Source organism: Bacillus sp. FJAT-29937 (assembly GCF_001509555.1).
Taxonomy (GTDB): domain Bacteria; phylum Bacillota; class Bacilli; order Bacillales; family Cytobacillaceae; genus Cytobacillus.
In genome coordinates, this window is the sequence record NZ_LMAS01000003.1 from 528755 (window position 1) to 545672 (window position 16918).

Below are 16918 nucleotides of genomic sequence, written 5' to 3' on the forward strand. Positions count from 1 at the left end.
TTGGAGGTGCTAAACGTGAGCGAGAACATTCTGGAAATGAGCCATGAGAATAGTGGATTAGGCAAAATTGAGATTGCTCCGGAAGTAATTGAAGTCATTGCTGGTATCGCTGCGTCAGAAGTAGAAGGAGTGGCGCAAATGCGCGGCAATTTCGCTACAGGCGTTGTAGAACGATTAGGAAAGAAAAATCATGGCAAAGGTGTGAAAGTGGAACTTTCTGAAGATGGTATTAAAGTAGATGTATATTGTTCAATGGTATTCGGCGTCTCTATTCCAAACGTTGCCCAGAAAATTCAAGATAATATTCGACAGGCATTATTGAATATGACTGCACTGGAAGCACAAGAAGTAAATGTCCATGTCGTTGGAATTGTATTTGAAAATCAAAAACACGCAGTGGAATATGAGCAGGAAATGTAATTGAATAGGAAAAGGCCAAAGACGCCCAATTTGTCTTTGGCTTTTTTACTTGAATCTTCGTTACATAGTTTAAATTTATTCTGTTTTCTGCTAGAGTAATGGTGGGTATAGGTATTGGCTTAACGGGGAAAATTTTTTCTTACTCAGTGCTTATTGGACATACTTATGCTATGATTTAAAATGTATTTTTAGAGAAGGAAATGGCATAAATGATAATAGCCATCATGTAAGGATAAGAAAAATCATTAAATGAATCTTTCCCTGTTAAAGGAGTTAATAATAGATGAAGCGAAGAACAGCAAGAGAAAAAGCATTACAAGCCATTTTTCAAATTGATGTAAGTGAAGTAGATCCAGCCTTAGCTATTGAACATGTTTTAGAAGACGCGCCAAGCAATGAATTTCTTAATCAGCTCGTCAATGGTGTTGTAGAAAACAAAGGAACAATTGATGAAACCATTAAGAAAAATTTAGAAAATTGGACAATAGAAAGATTAGGAACTGTAGATCGAAATCTTTTAAGACTTTCCGTTTATGAACTATTATTTTGCACAGATACACCTCAAAATGTCGTTATTGACGAGGGGATTGAAATTGCAAAATTATATGGGGATGACCAATCGAGCAAGTTTATAAATGGGGTTCTTTCCAAGATTAAACAGCAGCTTTGATGACAGAAGGTTCCTTTATTACTTATTAGGGAGAAGATGACATGACTGTTAATTTGATTGATGGAAAAGAAATAGCTAGACAAAAAAAATCCTTTATTGCTGAAGAAGTAGAAAAATTAAAAAGTGAAGGCATTACTCCGGGTCTTGCCGTGATTTTAGTCGGAAATAACCAAGCATCTAGAACATATGTTACGAGTAAAGAGAAAACCTGTAAAGAGCTTGGAATGCATTCAGAGTTAATCGAGCTGCCTGAAGAAATTAGTGAAGAAGATCTTCTGGGCAAAGTGATTGAGCTTAATGAGGACCCGAATATACACGGAATTCTAGTACAACTGCCTTTACCTCGTCATATTGATGAAGTGAAAGTAATTGAAACCATTTCTCCTGATAAAGATGTAGACGGTTTTCATCCTGTAAATATTGGAAGAATGATGACAGGCCAGGATGCGTTCCTGCCATGTACTCCATATGGGGTGATGGAAATGCTTGATTATATTAATGTGGATGTTGCAGGCAAACATGTAGTTGTCGTCGGACGCAGTAATATTGTAGGGAAACCAGCTGGCCAGCTGTTCCTAAATAAACATGCTACGGTTACATATTGCCATTCCAAAACAACAGATTTGAAAAAATTTACTAGACAAGCAGATATTATTGTGGCAGCTGTTGGTAAGGTGAATTTCATAACGAAGGAGCATGTGAAGGAAGGTGCAATCGTTATTGATGTCGGAATAAACCGCAATAGTGAAGGCAAGCTGTGCGGAGACGTGGATTTCGATGAAGTGAAAGAAGTAGCAGGCTATATTACACCAGTACCTGGCGGAGTTGGTCCAATGACAATAACAATGCTTATGTTTAATACATTAAAGGCCGCTAAGTCCATTCAGCAAAAAAATACAAAGTAAAAATTAATAAATTGTCTAGCTTCTGCCCTTTTCAAATGATGCTTTAGTCCTCTTATACTGCACGCTTTTTACGTGACGGTTTGAGAAACTAAATCTATAATGAAAGGGCAGTTTTGTTGTGGTAATAACTCTAAAGGAGATTATTATGAAAGACCAACGCTATTTAACAGTGAATGCTCTTACTAAATATATTAAGAGAAAATTTGATGCTGACCCGCATTTGCAGGACGTTTTGGTAAAGGGTGAAATTTCGAATTTTAAACAGCATTCCAGCGGTCATATGTACTTTACATTAAAAGATGAGAAGGCGCGCGTACTTGCTGTCATGTTTTCAAGCAATAATCGGGGAATGAAATTTTCACCTGAAAATGGGATGAAAGTTCTTATTAGAGGTGATCTTACCGTTTATGAGCCAAGCGGCCAATATCAAATTTATATTAAAGAAATGCAACCAGACGGAGTTGGCGATTTATATTTAGCTTTTGAACAGTTAAAAGAACGGCTTGAAAAGGAAGGAATTTTTTCACCCCAAAATAAAAAGCCCATTCCTAAATTCCCAATGACAGTCGGTATTATTACATCCCCAACTGGAGCAGCAATCCGTGATATATTAACAACAATTAAGAGGCGTTATCCGGCGGTAAATATCATGATATTCCCTGCACTTGTACAAGGGCCACAGGCGGCGCCGTCTATTGTGAAGCAAATACAATTAGCCAATCAATTAAATGAAACAGATGTACTTATAATTGGGCGTGGCGGGGGTTCGATTGAAGAGCTTTGGGCTTTTAATGAGGAAGAGGTGGCTAAGGCCATTTTCCATTCACAAATTCCCATTATTTCGGCTGTTGGACATGAAACTGATTTTACCATTGCTGATTTTGCAGCTGATTTGCGAGCTCCCACTCCAACAGGTGCTGCTGAAATGGCTGTCCCCCACATTGAGGATTTAACAGAAAGAATTCTAAATCGAGAGTCGCGCTTGCTAAGGGCACTGAAAGAACATATGACGCTAAAAGGTGAAAGATTATCTAGAATTCAAAAATCATATGCTTTTCGTTATCCTCAAAAATTGTATGAACAAAAACTAGAGCAGGTAGACAAATTAACAGAGCAGCTGGAGAAAGGTTCTAAAAAGCTTTTTGATCAAAAAAATGACGGTTGGCAGAAAATGCAGAAACGAATACAGCGAAAGCCATTGAATGATTTAATACGAACCTCTAAAGAACAACAGGAAAAAATGCAAAAGCAGCTAAATAAAGTTATGCTCAATATTATAGCCGCTAAAGAAAAAGATTTTTCACATAAAATTGCTACTTTAGAAGCATTAAGTCCATTAAAAATTATGGATAGAGGCTATAGTCTTGTTTATTCAAAGCAAGAAAACCTAATTAAATCCGTTAAACAAATTAAGGAAAATGACCAAGTAAAAATACAAGTGCCAGATGGAATTATAAATTGCCTTGTTACGGAAATAGAGGAGTGAATACGTTGTCTTCAGAACAAAAATTAACATTTGAAGAGGCTATGGAGAAATTAGAAGTGATTGTAGAAAAGCTTGAAGAAGGGGACGTCCCTCTTGAAGAGGCCATCAATATTTATAAGCAAGGTATGGAGTTGTCAAAGCTTTGTCATGATAAGTTAAAAAGTGTAGAATCACAGCTCACTCAAATTTTGACAGAGGATGGAAGAAAAGAAAATTTCGTCATCTCCGAGGAGGAGTAATTTTGCAACAATCCCTTTCTTTATTTGCAAAAAATCAAAAATCCTTATTAGAAAATATGTTAAGGGAAAGTGTCAGCAAACTGAATGCACCTTCCGTTATAAAAGAATCGATGCTTTATTCATTAGAAGCCGGAGGAAAGCGAATTAGACCGCTCCTGTTATTTGCTACGCTTGAAGCATTTGGGGAAGATACACGAAAAGGTCTTCAAACTGCTGCAGCAATAGAAATGATCCACACGTATTCGCTCATTCATGATGATCTTCCAAGCATGGACAACGATGATTTAAGGCGTGGAAAGCCAACAAATCATAAAGTTTTTGGCGATGCTTTTGCGATTTTGGCAGGCGATGCCCTATTAACATACAGCTTCCAATTAATTACTGAAACTCCTTCAGAATTTGCGGATGCAGAAACGAAGCTTACTCTCATTAAAGAAATGTCGATAGCAGCTGGAGCTGAAGGAATGGTCGGTGGACAAGTTGCTGATATAAGCGGTGAGGATAAAGCCTTAAACTTAAATGAATTAGAGTATATTCATATTCACAAAACGGGTAAACTGTTGCAATACAGTGTTGTGGCCGGTGCTATTCTTGCAGGGGCAGACAAGGGAACGTTGGAAACCCTTGCTGAATTTGCTTACCATCTTGGAATTGCCTTTCAAATACGTGATGATATCCTTGATCTAGAAGGAACGGAAGAAGTAATTGGAAAGCCTGTTGGCAGTGATGCATCTAAACATAAGAGTACTTATCCATCATTGCTTACATTAGAAGGAGCAAAAGATGCTTTGCACCATCATATTCAGCAAGCAAAGTCCAGGCTTTCAGGAACAGGTCTGAATACGAAGCTTCTCGAGGATATTGCTGAACTAATAGAAACGAGAAACCATTAAACACTATATGATAAAGCATTAGGCAATATCTCTTAATTGGCAATTTACTACACTGCCTTGAGGATTTCAGTCATACTGTTATAATAAACCATAAATAAGGTTAAGTTTTGTTGAACATCTAAAGAGATATATGCATGATTAAGAAATGAAAGTGAGTGATCCTCTGAATGGATCTAATGAAAATTAAAGACCCATCTTTTTTAAAAGGGCTATCAAATAAAGAACTTGAGACATTAAGTCAAGATATACGACAATTTCTAATTGAAAAGCTGTCATACACCGGGGGGCATATTGGGCCAAATTTAGGTGTTGTCGAATTAACGATTGCTTTGCATAAATGCTTTAACAGCCCGAAGGACAAAATTATTTGGGATGTAGGCCACCAATCATATGTGCATAAAATCCTAACTGGCCGTGCAGATCAGTTCGATACATTAAGGCAATATAAGGGCTTATGCGGATTTCCAAAAATGGTCGAGAGTGAACATGATGTATGGGAGACCGGACATAGTTCAACCTCATTATCTGCCGCAATGGGGATGGCGATTGCCAGGGATTTGAAAAAAGAACAATCCTTCGTCATACCAGTCATTGGTGATGGAGCATTAACGGGCGGTATGGCATTAGAAGCATTAAACCATATCGGTCATGAAAAAAAGAATATGATTGTCATTTTAAATGATAATGAAATGTCCATTGCTCCGAATGTAGGGGCGCTGCATAATGTTCTTGGAAGACTTCGAACTGCTGGAAAATACCAGTGGGCAAAGGATGAGCTTGAACTTCTCCTGAAAAAAATCCCTGCAGTTGGAGGTAAGCTTGCTTCAACAGCGGAAAGATTAAAGGATAGCCTTAAATACCTTTTTGTATCAGGAATGTTTTTTGAGGAGATGGGCTTTACTTATCTTGGACCAGTTGATGGTCATAATTTTGAAAGCTTATTTGAAAATTTAAGCTATGCCAAGAAAACTGAGGGGCCAGTCCTTTTGCATGTCATTACAAAAAAAGGAAAGGGCTATTCCCCTGCTGAACGCGATACAACTGGAAACTGGCATGGAACGGGGCCATACAAAATTGAAACAGGGGATTTTGTAAAACCGGTTAATACACCGCCAGCATGGAGTTCGCTTGTAAGTGAAACGGTTCGCAAATTAGCTCGAAAAGATGACCGGATTGTTGCCATTACACCAGCAATGCCGGTAGGTTCCAAATTAGAAGGCTTTGCAAGTGAATTCCCTGAACGCATGTATGATGTTGGAATTGCAGAACAGCATGCTGCGACTGTTGCTGCTGGCTTAGCAACACAGAAAATGAAGCCGTTTCTTGCCATTTATTCAACATTTCTTCAACGCGCCTATGATCAAGTTGTGCACGATATTTGCCGGCAGAATTTAAATGTCTTTATTGGCATCGACCGTGCTGGCTTAGTTGGTGCAGATGGTGAAACACATCAAGGTGTTTTTGACATTGCCTTTTTGAGACATGTCCCAAATCTTGTTCTGATGATGCCTAAAGATGAAAATGAAGGCCAGCATATGGTCTATACGGCTGTTAACTATGATGACGGGCCAATTGCCATGAGATTTCCACGCGGAAATGGATTAGGTGTGCCAATGGATACAAACTTCCGCAAGATTCCTATTGGGACTTGGGAAGTACTTAAGAACGGTACAGATGCTGCCATTCTCACATTTGGAACAACGATTCCAATGGCATTGAAAGCAGCAGCTATTCTAGAGAAACAAGGCCAGTCTATAAAAGTAATCAATGCAAGATTTATTAAACCTTTAGATGAAAAAATGCTCATCGAGTTATTTAAAGAACATATGCCGATTTTAACGATTGAAGAGGCGGTTCTTCAAGGCGGTTTTGGCAGCACGGTACTTGAATTTGCCCATGAAAGCGGCTTTCATCATATAGAAATTGACCGGATGGGCATTCCAGACCGTTTCATTGAACATGGCAGCGTTGATAAGCTATTAGAAGAAATCGGCATGACTACGGGTGATGTAGTCGATCGAATAAATATTCTTGCTAGAAAGAAACAGAAAAGGGCTTAAGGAATGAAAGCAAAGAAGGAACGGTTAGATATTTTATTAGTTGAAAGAGGCTTAGCTGAGACGAGGGAGAAGGCAAAACGAACGGTTATGGCTGGGCTTGTATTTAGTAATGAGACTCGTCTCGACAAGCCGGGAGAAAAGGTTAGCAGCGATATTCCGCTAAGAGTAAAAGGAAAAGTCATGCCGTATGTAAGCAGAGGCGGGCTAAAGCTTGAAAAAGCATTAAAAGTATTTGATCTTAATGTGAAGGACAAAATCCTTCTCGATATTGGTGCATCAACAGGCGGATTTACAGATTGTGCTATACAAAATGGGGCGAAAATGTCTTATGCCCTTGATGTCGGATATAATCAGCTTGCTTGGAAGCTAAGGAAAGATGAACGGGTTGTTGTGATGGAGCGAACCAATTTCCGTTATGTAACACCAGCAGATCTTCAAGAAGGAATGCCCACTTTCGCTTCAATTGATGTTTCATTCATCTCTTTAAAGCTTATCCTTCCTGTACTAAAAACCTTATTAGTACCGGGCAGTGATGTAGTGGCACTTGTTAAGCCTCAGTTTGAGGCAGGACGCGAACAAGTTGGAAAAAAAGGGATTGTTCGTGATGCTAAAGTCCATACTCATGTTCTTGAAACAATGATTGCCTTTGCCATAAGTCAAGGATTCGATGTGAAAAACCTATCGTTTTCCCCTATAACCGGGGGCGATGGGAATATTGAATTCCTGCTGCACCTTTATTGGACAGGTGAGAAGGAAATCGGTGAAAACAACTTGAACTTTGAGGCTCAGGCAATGGTGAATGAAGCTCATACAGAACTTAAGACAAAGCAAAATGAAGAGGATTAGGCAACTGCTTACTCCTCTTCATTTTATTTAAGTCAGCCTAAATGACTAATTAATAGCATGAAAAACAAAGAATAATTGTACTTTATAGGGAAAATCGGCTAACATATAAGTAGATTTTATTCTTTTTTTACAACTATTTCTAAAGTTAAATATAAAATTTAGGCGCATAGCGTTTTTTATAATTGGGGTGATTATATGACAAAGGGTCAACGTCATATTAAAATTCGGGAAATTATTGCAAATAATGATATTGAAACACAGGATGATCTTGTAGATGAGTTAAAGAATGCTGGATTCAATGTAACACAAGCAACAGTATCAAGGGATATTAAAGAACTTCACCTTGTAAAAGTTCCACTGCAGGATGGCAGATATAAATATAGTCTTCCTGCTGATCAGCGATTCAATCCTTTACAAAAATTAAGACGAAACCTAATTGATGCATTTGTCCGGATCGATTCTGCAGGAAACTTGCTCGTGATGAAAACCCTGCCGGGAAATGCGATGGCGATAGGAGCGCTTATTGATAATTTGGATTGGGAAGAGATCATGGGGACAATATGCGGCGATGATACTTGTTTAATTATTTGCAGAACACCTGAACAAACTGAAGATATCACTAATCGTTTTCTAGAAATGCTGTAATGGGGATGATTTCATTTGTTAACTGAATTATCAATTAGAAACTTTGCTATTATTGAAGCCCTTTCGATCTCATTTGATAAGGGCTTAACTGTATTAAGCGGAGAAACAGGTGCCGGTAAGTCGATTATTATTGATGCGATTCACTTACTAGTTGGGGGAAGAGGATCGGCTGAGTTTGTCAGGCATGGAGAAGAAAAGGCTGAAATTGAAGGTCTTTTTCAGTTTGAAGATCCTAATCATCCTATTTACAAAAAGGCCAGTGAATTTGGCATTGAGCTTGATGATGGAATGATTGTACTTAGAAGAGATATTTCGAAATCAGGAAAAAGTGTATGTAGAATTAATGGCAAGCTTGTCACAATTTCGATTTTAAGGGAAATTGGAAGTACATTGATTGACATTCATGGGCAGCATGAGCATCAGGAACTGATGGATGAAATAAAGCATATAAATCTGCTTGACCAATATGGCGGCAGAAAGATAAGCTCTGCACTTATAGAATACCAGCAAGTTTATCATAAGTATGAGCAAAAATTAAAATCGTTAAAAACATTAAGTGAAAATGATCAGCAGATGGCCCATCGGCTAGATTTAATCCAATTTCAATATGATGAAATTCTTAAAGCAAATTTAAAGCTAAATGAAGATGAGGAGCTTTTCGAAGAGCGCAAAAAGCTCAGTAACTTCGAACGGATTTATGATTCCTTGCAGTCGGGCTATGCTGGTCTTCAAGGGGAACAAAGAGGCCTGGATTGGATAGGTCTTGTTATGGGGCATGTTGAAGATGCTGCGGAAGTAGATCCTGCCTATAAGGAGCTTGCTGAGACGATCTCGAATAGCTTTTACCAGCTTGAGGATGTCATGAGAAGTCTCCGGAATGAGCTTGATTTTCTTGAATTCGACCCTAGAAGACTTGCTGAAATCGAAGACCGGCTAAATGAGATTCAACAATTAAAGCGAAAATACGGGAAGACAATTGTTGAAATACTTGAATATGCCTCGAAAATTGAAGAGGAAATAGAAACATTGCAAAATAAAGAAACACATATCGGAAAGTTAGAAAAAGAAATTTCCTCATTGCGAAAGGATCTTACAGTTGAGGCAGAAGAATTAACAAATTTAAGGAAAAACACAGCCAAAACATTAATAAAGTTAATACATAAAGAATTAAAAGAGCTTTATATGGACAAGACTGTATTTGAGGTAAAATTTGAATCAGATATGGATAACTTTACAAAAAATGGATTGGATAAAGTTGAATTTTATCTATCGACTAATCCAGGGGAACCATTAAAACCCCTCTCCAAGATTGCATCAGGCGGAGAATTATCAAGAATTATGCTTGCGTTAAAAAGTATTTTTTCAAAGCATCAAGGGGTTACTTCGATTATTTTCGATGAAGTGGATACGGGTGTGAGTGGCCGGGTAGCACAAGCAATTGCAGAAAAGATTCACCAAGTGGCCATCAAATCTCAAGTGTTGTGCATCTCTCACTTGCCTCAAGTAGCTGCAATGGCTGACACCCATTTGTATATTGCAAAAAATATTAAAGATGGCCGGACGAAAACAACGGTTAAAGCTTTAAATGAAGCAGAAAAAGTGAAGGAAATTGGCCGGATGATATCAGGTGTCGAAATTACCGATTTAACGAAAGAGCATGCGAAAGAGCTTCTTCAGCTCGCAAACAAAATTAAGGTGTAGGAAGAAAAAATACATGAAAAGCTATCCAAAGCAGGATAGCTTTTTTTATCGCCAAATCAGTTATAAATGCGCGCCTTACAGGCAAAATTATAGATGTAGCCATTTGACGTTGTGGATTAGAAGCGAGGAGAGTGAAAGTTTTGATAACAGAAGTTTTAAGAAAAATAATTGGTGGAATTCTCCTTGTTTCATTAATTGCAATTGGATTTTCCAAACCCATTCAAAAATATATAGAAATTCCAACTTCAATCACTCTTTTTGAGGGCCAGCATCTTGATCTGGCTAAAGCAGAAATGGTAACGGCAACTATGTCTACAGATTCAAGTATTGCACTTAAACAGGACAATCATTCAGTTTCCCTAAAAGCAAAAAAGCGCGGGGAAAATGAAATGTTTTTAGAATTAGCAGGTTTTCCGATTAAAAAGGTCGACGTAAATGTACTAAAGGATTTTAAAGTGATTCCCGGTGGGCAGTCTATAGGTGTTAAGCTTAATACTGTTGGTGTCCTAGTTGTTGGGCACCATCAAATAAATACAGTAAATGGAAAGTCATCTCCTGGTGAAATAGCAGGAATCAAAGTGGGAGACATCATCACGAAAATAAACGGCAAAAAAATTGAAAAAATGTCTGATGTAGCCCCTTTTGTCCAGAATGCGGGGAAATCCGGCAAGCCCCTATCAATCGTTGTGAATCGTGAAAATAATTATTTTACAACTGAATTAACTCCACTTAAAGAAAAAGGCGAAGGTTCCTTCAAGCTTGGATTATATATTCGCGACTCAGCTGCTGGAATCGGAACAATGACGTTTTATCATCCAGAGTCTAGGAAATATGGAGCTTTAGGCCATGTTATTTCCGATATGGATACGAAAAAGCCAATTGTTGTTGATGATGGCCAAATTGTTCGCTCAACAGTCACCTCTATTGAGAAAGGCAGCAATGGCAATCCTGGAGAAAAACTAGCTCGTTTTTCGGAAGATAAAGAAGTAATCGGAAATATTGTCAGAAATAGTCCTTTTGGAATTTTTGGGGAACTAAATCAGGACATAAAGAATGGCATTTTAGATAAGCCGATGCCGATTGCCTTATCTCATCAAGTAAAGGAAGGTCCGGCAAAAATATTAACAGTTGTCGATAATGATGAGGTAAATTTATTTGATATTGAAATTGTCAGCACGATCCCGCAAAAATTTCCAGCGACAAAAGGAATGGTTATAAAAGTAACGGATCCAAAGCTATTAGCTAAAACAGGCGGAATTGTCCAAGGAATGAGCGGAAGTCCTATCATCCAAAATGATAAAGTGGTTGGGGCAGTCACACATGTTTTTGTAAATGACCCGACTAGCGGATATGGTGTTCATATTGAGTGGATGTTAAATGAAGCAGAAATTGATATTTATGAAAAGCAAAAAGAAAAAGCATCCTAATCTTTAGGCGGGGCCCCTCCCCCGTCTCTTTTTTTGTCTAAAATTCAAAAGTTATATATGTTATAATAAAAATAAAGATTTTTCGACAAAACTACAGTGAAATATTGTTCAAATATCGAAAACGGTCGAATAATAAAGAAAATGAAAGAAAACTAATGATTTTCACCTATTTTTGAGAATTTTTAAAAAAACTAAAGGATTTTCAGTTGCATTGTCGAATTTCTCATTTAGAATAAGAATAGATAATATAGAGACCATTACGGATCGAGGAGGAAAGAGTACGTGAAGAAAATTAAAGTTTGTGTTGTCGATGACAATAGAGAGCTTGTCGGACTTTTAGAAGAATATATTTCAACTCAAGAAGATATGGAAGTTGTGGGTGTCGGTCATAATGGACAGGAATGCCTCGACATTTTAGAGCATGAAGATCCTGATGTTCTTATTTTAGATATTATTATGCCTCATTTAGATGGGCTGGCAGTTCTTGGGAAAATGCGTGAAATGAAGAAGGCTAACTTGCCAAATGTAATAATGCTAACTGCTTTTGGACAAGAGGACGTGACTAAGAAAGCAGTAGATTTAGGAGCATCCTATTTTATTCTCAAGCCATTTGATATGGAGAATCTTGCTAGCCATATACGTCAAGTTAGCGGAAAGGCAAACCCAGTCATTAGAAAGCCTTCATCGACAGCTTACCGATCCACAGTTGAAGCAAAACCGAAAAATCTCGATGCCAGCATTACGAGTATTATTCATGAAATAGGTGTGCCAGCACATATTAAAGGCTATATGTATCTTCGTGAAGCCATTTCAATGGTCTATAATGATATAGAGCTGCTTGGTTCAATAACAAAGGTCCTTTACCCAGATATTGCAAAAAAATACAATACGACAGCAAGCCGAGTCGAACGGGCTATTCGCCATGCTATTGAAGTAGCATGGAGCAGGGGAAATATCGATTCAATTTCCTCCCTATTTGGTTACACTGTTTCTATGTCTAAAGCAAAGCCGACCAATTCAGAGTTCATTGCAATGGTAGCAGATAAATTAAGGCTGGAGCATAAAGCTTCCTGAAAGAGTTAGGAATCTTAGTAAATTGAAAAAAGCGTTCTCTTTCTGGAGAGCGCTTTTCTAATGGGGAGTAATGATCATGACATTAATTTTTGCTCATAGAGGATATTCTGCCCTTTATCCTGAAAACACGATGAAGGCTTTTAGGGAAGCAGATAAAGCTGGTGCAGACGGGATCGAACTAGATGTTCAGCTCACAAAGGACGGCGAAATTGTTGTTATCCATGATGAAAAAGTAGACCGGACAACAAATGGAAAAGGCTATGTAAAGGATTATACATTTAAGGATTTAAGAAAGCTTGACGCAAGCAGCCAGAAAAAAAAGCTATTTTCGCAAATAGAGCCAATCCCTTCTTTAATTGAAGTTTTTGAATGGATGAAGTCGAATCGCATCATTTGTAATGTTGAATTGAAAAATGGCGTTTTTCCATATGAAGGGATGGAGGAAAAGGTCATTAGCCTTATACGGGCATATGATTTAGCAGATCGTGTCATCCTTTCATCATTCAATCACTACAGCATTGTGTATTGCCGACATCTAGCCCCAGAGATTGAAACAGCACCATTGTTTTCTGAAGGTCTCTATATGCCTTGGATTTATGCAGAATCCATTGGCTCCCAAAGCATTCACCCGAAAATTACAATCGCCAAATCAGAGCTTATAAAGGCATCAGAAGAGTATGGCATTGCGGTAAGGCCATATACTGTTAATAAGGAAAAAGAAATGCACCGATTATTTTCTATTGGCTGTTCCGCTTTTATTACAGATGATCCTGTTTTAGCAAAGAAGATTAGAAATATGTATGAACCAAAAAGAGGATGACTTCGAGTCATCCTCTTCCGTTTTTTCAGCTCCAGCGCCTCCGCATTTCTATTTCCTTTGGAAACGCGGCTGTACCTTATTTTTCTTTCGATCGCGGTGAAGAATGAATCCAGCAATAAAGCCAAGTCCGGCTAGGAAGAAAAGCAGCCCTGCCAGAAATTGCACCCATAAATATGGAAAAGGATTTTGCAAAATTCCAAAAACCATGTCTCTCATTAATTTTATTCCATAAGCAGCGAAAATGCCCGGAATGAGCATAATTATTAAAGCGATTAATCTAACCATCTGAAAAATCCCTTCGTTTCATAAATACTACATAATATACCGTTCATAAAAATAATAAATCAATAAGGAAATTTGTCAAGCTATTCAGCCTTAATCGACCTTTATGCAAATAAGTTCAACTGTTTTTATTTGGCTTTGCCAATTTTCTAAGATAAAATATAGTTATATGAAATAACTTGCATTAAGAAGCTTGAATTTAATGAAAAAAACTTCAATCTAGAGGGTGGTCGCTTACGATGCAAACCGTAATGATTGTAGGAGCGGGAAAAGGCGGATCCGCAATCTTAAAAATTATGAAAGAAACGGCGATGTTAAAAGTAATCGCTGTTGTAGACCACAATATTCATGCACCTGGTCTTTTAATAGCAAAAGAAGATGGAATCCCCACTGGCACTGATTGGCGGAAGTTTATTATGCAGGATATTGATATAATCGTCGAAGTGACTGGCAATAAAGATGTGTTTATTGAGATAAGGGAAGCAAAAAGAAAAGATTCTGTGCTTATACCAGGGAGTGTTGCTGCCTTAATTGCCAATCTAATGGAGGAGAAAGAAGATTTAATTACGAGTATTCAGAACGAAAAGTTTAAGCATGATCTTATTTTCAACTCTACAGGCGATGGCATGATTGTCATTAATAAACATAGCGAAATTATTTTTTTTAATAAAAGTGCTGAAAGAATGACGGAGACAAATAGGAAGGAAGCTATCGGAAAGCATATTCTTGAAGTCATTTCTAACAGTGAATTACCAAGAGTATTAGAAACAAGACGTACATACGCTAATCAAGAGTTAGTCCTTAATAATGGTGTAAAAATAATTACGACAAGAATCCCGATGGTTGGAGAGAATAATGAGCTTATAGGCGCCTTTGCGGTATTCAAGGATATTACCGAAGTGATGAACCTTGCAGAGGAAATTACAAATTTAAAAGAAATTCAAACGATGCTTCAGGCCATCATCCAATCAAGTGATGAAGCCATTTCTGTTGTAGACGAAAATGGCCGTGGAATATTAATAAATCCTGCCTATTCGAGAATCACTGGACTCAGAGAGGATGAGGTGATTGGTAAGCCGGCAACCGCAGATATTTCCGAGGGTGAGAGTGTACATATGAGGGTGCTGCAAACAAGAAGAGCCGTTAGAGGGGTTGCCATGCGGGTCGGACCTAATAAAAAAGAGGTTATCGTTAATGTAGCTCCAGTCATCGTCGATGGGAAATTAAAAGGCAGTGTCGGTGTTATTCATGACGTCTCTGAAATCAAAACTTTAAATAGAGAGTTAAATCATGCGCGGCAAATCATTCGAAATCTGGAAGCGAAGTATTCTTTTGATGACATTATCGGTAATTCTGAGGAGATGACGATTGCGATTGAGCAAGCTCGTCTAGGCGCAAAAACGCCTGCAACGGTATTATTAAGAGGTGAATCAGGTACAGGTAAAGAATTGTTTGCCCACGCAATACATAATGGAAGTGACCGCAAATACAATAAATTTATTCGGGTGAATTGTGCAGCTCTTTCTGAAACTTTATTAGAAAGTGAGCTATTTGGTTATGAAGAAGGCGCGTTTTCTGGAGCGAAAAGAGGAGGAAAAAGAGGTCTATTTGAAGAAGCCAATAATGGCAGTATTTTCTTAGACGAAATCGGCGAGTTATCAGCGAATACACAGGCAAAACTACTAAGGGTTTTACAGGAAAGAGAGATTACTCGTGTAGGTGGAACAAAGCCTATCCAAATTAATGTCAGAGTCATTGCTGCGACAAATGTGAATTTAGAAAAAGGAATTGCCAATGGAACTTTTAGGGAAGACTTATACTATCGTTTGAATCGAATGCCCATTCACATACCGCCGCTGAGAAAAAGAAAGGAAGATATTCCGCTGCTTTGCAATCGTTTGATCCAGAAAATCAATCAGGAGTACGGACGGAATGTAGAAAAAATATCTCAATCGGCATTACATAAATTAATGTTATATGATTGGCCAGGGAATGTCAGAGAGCTTGATAATATTCTTGGAAGAGCCATTATTTTCATGAATTATAATGAAAACATTTTGGACGAAGCCCATGTTCCGGAATTAATAAAAATAAGTGAAAAAACTCAAAACGAAATGGAACATGATGAAACAATCCCGAACCTCACATTAAATCAGCTGCTCGAACAGTATGAGAAAGAGCTAATAGTGCAAACATTAAAAAGGTCTGCCGGAAACAAAACGATTACTGCAAAAACCCTCGGTTTATCAGTTAGAAACCTATACTATAAGCTCGAGAAGTACGGGATTGCAAATAATAGCATGCAATAATTTTCATGGTGCGCAATTTTCTTCACGTTTATCAACCAGTAAATAAAGCGTTTTCATTGTAACTTCCTTTGGCACAATTCTTGCAGAATAATAAGTTGGTTGTAATGGTAATAGTCCTTTTGATAAATTCTTTTGAACTAGAGAAATCTTTGTCAAATAAACAAGCAGTATTCGCTTTGGAGTAAAGGGGTTGAGACTAGATGGATTTGGATTCGCTTATAAAGAGAGCAACCCAATACCAAATGAAAACAGTTGCCGTTGCTGCAGCAGAAGATCATGAGGTGATCGAAGCAGTTTCTGAAGCAGTTAAACGAAATTTAGCCAATTTTTTATTGTACGGTGATAAAGAACAAATTATAAATATCGTCAATAAGCATGAAAATCTTGCCTCAAGTGGCAATATCCAAATCATTCATACGTTATCAAAAGGGTTAGCAGCTGAAAATGCGGTCAAGGCTGTAAAGCTAAATGAAGCGGATGTTTTAATGAAAGGAAATGTGCCAACTGCAACTATTTTAAAAGCCGTCTTGAATAAAGAGTATGGTTTAAGGACTGGGAGTGTCTTATCTCACATAGCTGTATTTGAAGTTCCGACTTATGACAAATTTATTATGATTACAGATGCTGCTATGAACATTGCTCCCGATTTAGATCAGAAGGCACAGATTCTTAGAAATGCGATTGGAATCGCACAGAGCATTGGGATTGACAAGCCGCTTGTTGCCCCAATTGCAGCAGTGGAAGTGATTAATCCAGCTATGCAGGCTACTCTTGATGCGGCAGCCTTAACGTTAATGAACAAGCGCGGGCAGCTGACAGATTGTATAGTTGATGGACCATTAGCTTTAGATAACGCCATTTCTATGACTGCTGCCGAACATAAAGGTATACAAAGCGATGTAGCAGGAAGAGCAGATATATTATTAGTTCCAACAATTGAAGTTGGAAATGTACTATATAAATCCTTGATTTATTTCGCCAAAGCAAAGGTTGGGGCTGTTATTGCCGGTGCAAAGGCGCCTATTGTTTTAACATCAAGGGCAGATTCAGCTGAGAGTAAGCTTTATTCCCTAGCATTGGCTTTATGCTCAGCTAATTAAATATAAATCTCAAACTAGAGCTGCTTAAATGCAAAAAGCAA

The 16918-nt window shown here is 38.0% G+C and carries 16 protein-coding genes; 15 read left to right on the forward strand and 1 reads right to left on the reverse strand.

Features of this window, described 5'->3' with window-relative positions; genetic code table 11:
* The first annotated feature begins 15 nt into the window (after positions 1 to 15).
* The 13 genes from AR328_RS08885 to AR328_RS08945 all read left to right on the forward strand — a co-directional run bounded on the left by AR328_RS08885 (position 16) and on the right by AR328_RS08945 (position 13186).
* Complete coding sequence (locus AR328_RS08885) at positions 16 to 420, forward strand: Asp23/Gls24 family envelope stress response protein (protein ID WP_066293703.1); 405 nt, start codon at positions 16 to 18, stop codon at positions 418 to 420.
* Positions 421 to 703: 283 nt separating this feature from the next.
* Positions 704 to 1090, forward strand: a complete 387-nt coding sequence (gene nusB, locus AR328_RS08890) for a transcription antitermination factor NusB (protein WP_066293706.1) — start codon at positions 704 to 706, stop codon at positions 1088 to 1090.
* A gap of 41 nt (positions 1091 to 1131) precedes the next feature.
* On the forward strand, positions 1132 to 1995 hold the full coding sequence (folD, locus tag AR328_RS08895) for a bifunctional methylenetetrahydrofolate dehydrogenase/methenyltetrahydrofolate cyclohydrolase FolD (RefSeq protein ID WP_066293708.1): 864 nt from the start codon (positions 1132 to 1134) through the stop codon (positions 1993 to 1995).
* Between the two features lie 145 nt (positions 1996 to 2140).
* The gene (gene xseA / locus AR328_RS08900) at positions 2141 to 3481 is read left to right on the forward strand and encodes an exodeoxyribonuclease VII large subunit (RefSeq protein WP_066293714.1); all 1341 of its coding nucleotides are present in this window, start codon (positions 2141 to 2143) and stop codon (positions 3479 to 3481) included.
* A gap of 5 nt (positions 3482 to 3486) precedes the next feature.
* Positions 3487 to 3720, forward strand: coding sequence for an exodeoxyribonuclease VII small subunit (locus AR328_RS08905; protein ID WP_066293716.1), 234 nt, complete (start codon positions 3487 to 3489; stop codon positions 3718 to 3720).
* A gap of 2 nt (positions 3721 to 3722) precedes the next feature.
* Positions 3723 to 4613, forward strand: a complete 891-nt coding sequence (locus AR328_RS08910) for a polyprenyl synthetase family protein (RefSeq protein ID WP_066293717.1) — start codon at positions 3723 to 3725, stop codon at positions 4611 to 4613.
* 167 nt (positions 4614 to 4780) lie between these two features.
* On the forward strand, positions 4781 to 6673 hold the full coding sequence (dxs, locus tag AR328_RS08915) for a 1-deoxy-D-xylulose-5-phosphate synthase (protein ID WP_066293719.1): 1893 nt from the start codon (positions 4781 to 4783) through the stop codon (positions 6671 to 6673).
* 3 nt (positions 6674 to 6676) lie between these two features.
* A complete protein-coding gene (locus tag AR328_RS08920; protein WP_066293721.1) occupies positions 6677 to 7519 on the forward strand; it encodes a TlyA family RNA methyltransferase in 843 nt (280 codons plus the stop codon).
* Between the two features lie 195 nt (positions 7520 to 7714).
* Positions 7715 to 8164, forward strand: a complete 450-nt coding sequence (ahrC, locus tag AR328_RS08925; RefSeq protein WP_066293724.1) for a transcriptional regulator AhrC/ArgR — start codon at positions 7715 to 7717, stop codon at positions 8162 to 8164.
* A gap of 15 nt (positions 8165 to 8179) precedes the next feature.
* Positions 8180 to 9865 carry a DNA repair protein RecN gene (recN, locus tag AR328_RS08930; RefSeq protein WP_066293727.1) on the forward strand — a complete coding sequence of 562 codons (1686 nt, stop codon included), beginning with the start codon at positions 8180 to 8182 and terminating at the stop codon, positions 9863 to 9865.
* Positions 9866 to 10005: 140 nt separating this feature from the next.
* A complete protein-coding gene (gene spoIVB, locus AR328_RS08935) occupies positions 10006 to 11292 on the forward strand; it encodes a SpoIVB peptidase (protein WP_066293733.1) in 1287 nt (428 codons plus the stop codon).
* Positions 11293 to 11574: 282 nt separating this feature from the next.
* A complete protein-coding gene (gene spo0A, locus AR328_RS08940) occupies positions 11575 to 12366 on the forward strand; it encodes a sporulation transcription factor Spo0A (RefSeq protein WP_066293736.1) in 792 nt (263 codons plus the stop codon).
* Between the two features lie 76 nt (positions 12367 to 12442).
* Positions 12443 to 13186 carry a glycerophosphodiester phosphodiesterase gene (locus AR328_RS08945; RefSeq protein ID WP_066293739.1) on the forward strand — a complete coding sequence of 248 codons (744 nt, stop codon included), beginning with the start codon at positions 12443 to 12445 and terminating at the stop codon, positions 13184 to 13186.
* Between the two features lie 48 nt (positions 13187 to 13234).
* Here the strand turns inward: AR328_RS08945 and AR328_RS08950 are convergent, their stop codons facing one another.
* The gene (locus AR328_RS08950) at positions 13235 to 13471 is read right to left on the reverse strand and encodes a DUF2627 domain-containing protein (protein WP_066293745.1); all 237 of its coding nucleotides are present in this window, start codon (positions 13469 to 13471) and stop codon (positions 13235 to 13237) included.
* A gap of 236 nt (positions 13472 to 13707) precedes the next feature.
* On the opposite strand from AR328_RS08950, the gene AR328_RS08955 reads away from it, so the two are divergent.
* Both AR328_RS08955 and yqiS read left to right on the forward strand, forming a co-directional pair.
* Complete coding sequence (locus AR328_RS08955; RefSeq protein ID WP_066293747.1) at positions 13708 to 15777, forward strand: sigma-54 interaction domain-containing protein; 2070 nt, start codon at positions 13708 to 13710, stop codon at positions 15775 to 15777.
* 200 nt (positions 15778 to 15977) lie between these two features.
* Positions 15978 to 16877, forward strand: a complete 900-nt coding sequence (gene yqiS, locus AR328_RS08960) for a phosphate butyryltransferase (RefSeq protein WP_066293749.1) — start codon at positions 15978 to 15980, stop codon at positions 16875 to 16877.
* Positions 16878 to 16918: the final 41 nt, after the last annotated feature.

Coding starts and splice junctions, on each gene's coding strand:
- dxs (WP_066293719.1), top strand. CDS start 4,781: ATGGATCTAATGAAAATTAAAGACCCATCTTTTTTAAAAGGGCTATCA.
- AR328_RS08950 (WP_066293745.1), bottom strand. CDS start 13,471: ATGGTTAGATTAATCGCTTTAATAATTATGCTCATTCCGGGCATTTTC.
- folD (WP_066293708.1), top strand. CDS start 1,132: ATGACTGTTAATTTGATTGATGGAAAAGAAATAGCTAGACAAAAAAAA.
- ahrC (WP_066293724.1), top strand. CDS start 7,715: ATGACAAAGGGTCAACGTCATATTAAAATTCGGGAAATTATTGCAAAT.
- AR328_RS08945 (WP_066293739.1), top strand. CDS start 12,443: ATGACATTAATTTTTGCTCATAGAGGATATTCTGCCCTTTATCCTGAA.
- nusB (WP_066293706.1), top strand. CDS start 704: ATGAAGCGAAGAACAGCAAGAGAAAAAGCATTACAAGCCATTTTTCAA.
- AR328_RS08920 (WP_066293721.1), top strand. CDS start 6,677: ATGAAAGCAAAGAAGGAACGGTTAGATATTTTATTAGTTGAAAGAGGC.
- AR328_RS08955 (WP_066293747.1), top strand. CDS start 13,708: ATGCAAACCGTAATGATTGTAGGAGCGGGAAAAGGCGGATCCGCAATC.
- yqiS (WP_066293749.1), top strand. CDS start 15,978: ATGGATTTGGATTCGCTTATAAAGAGAGCAACCCAATACCAAATGAAA.
- xseA (WP_066293714.1), top strand. CDS start 2,141: ATGAAAGACCAACGCTATTTAACAGTGAATGCTCTTACTAAATATATT.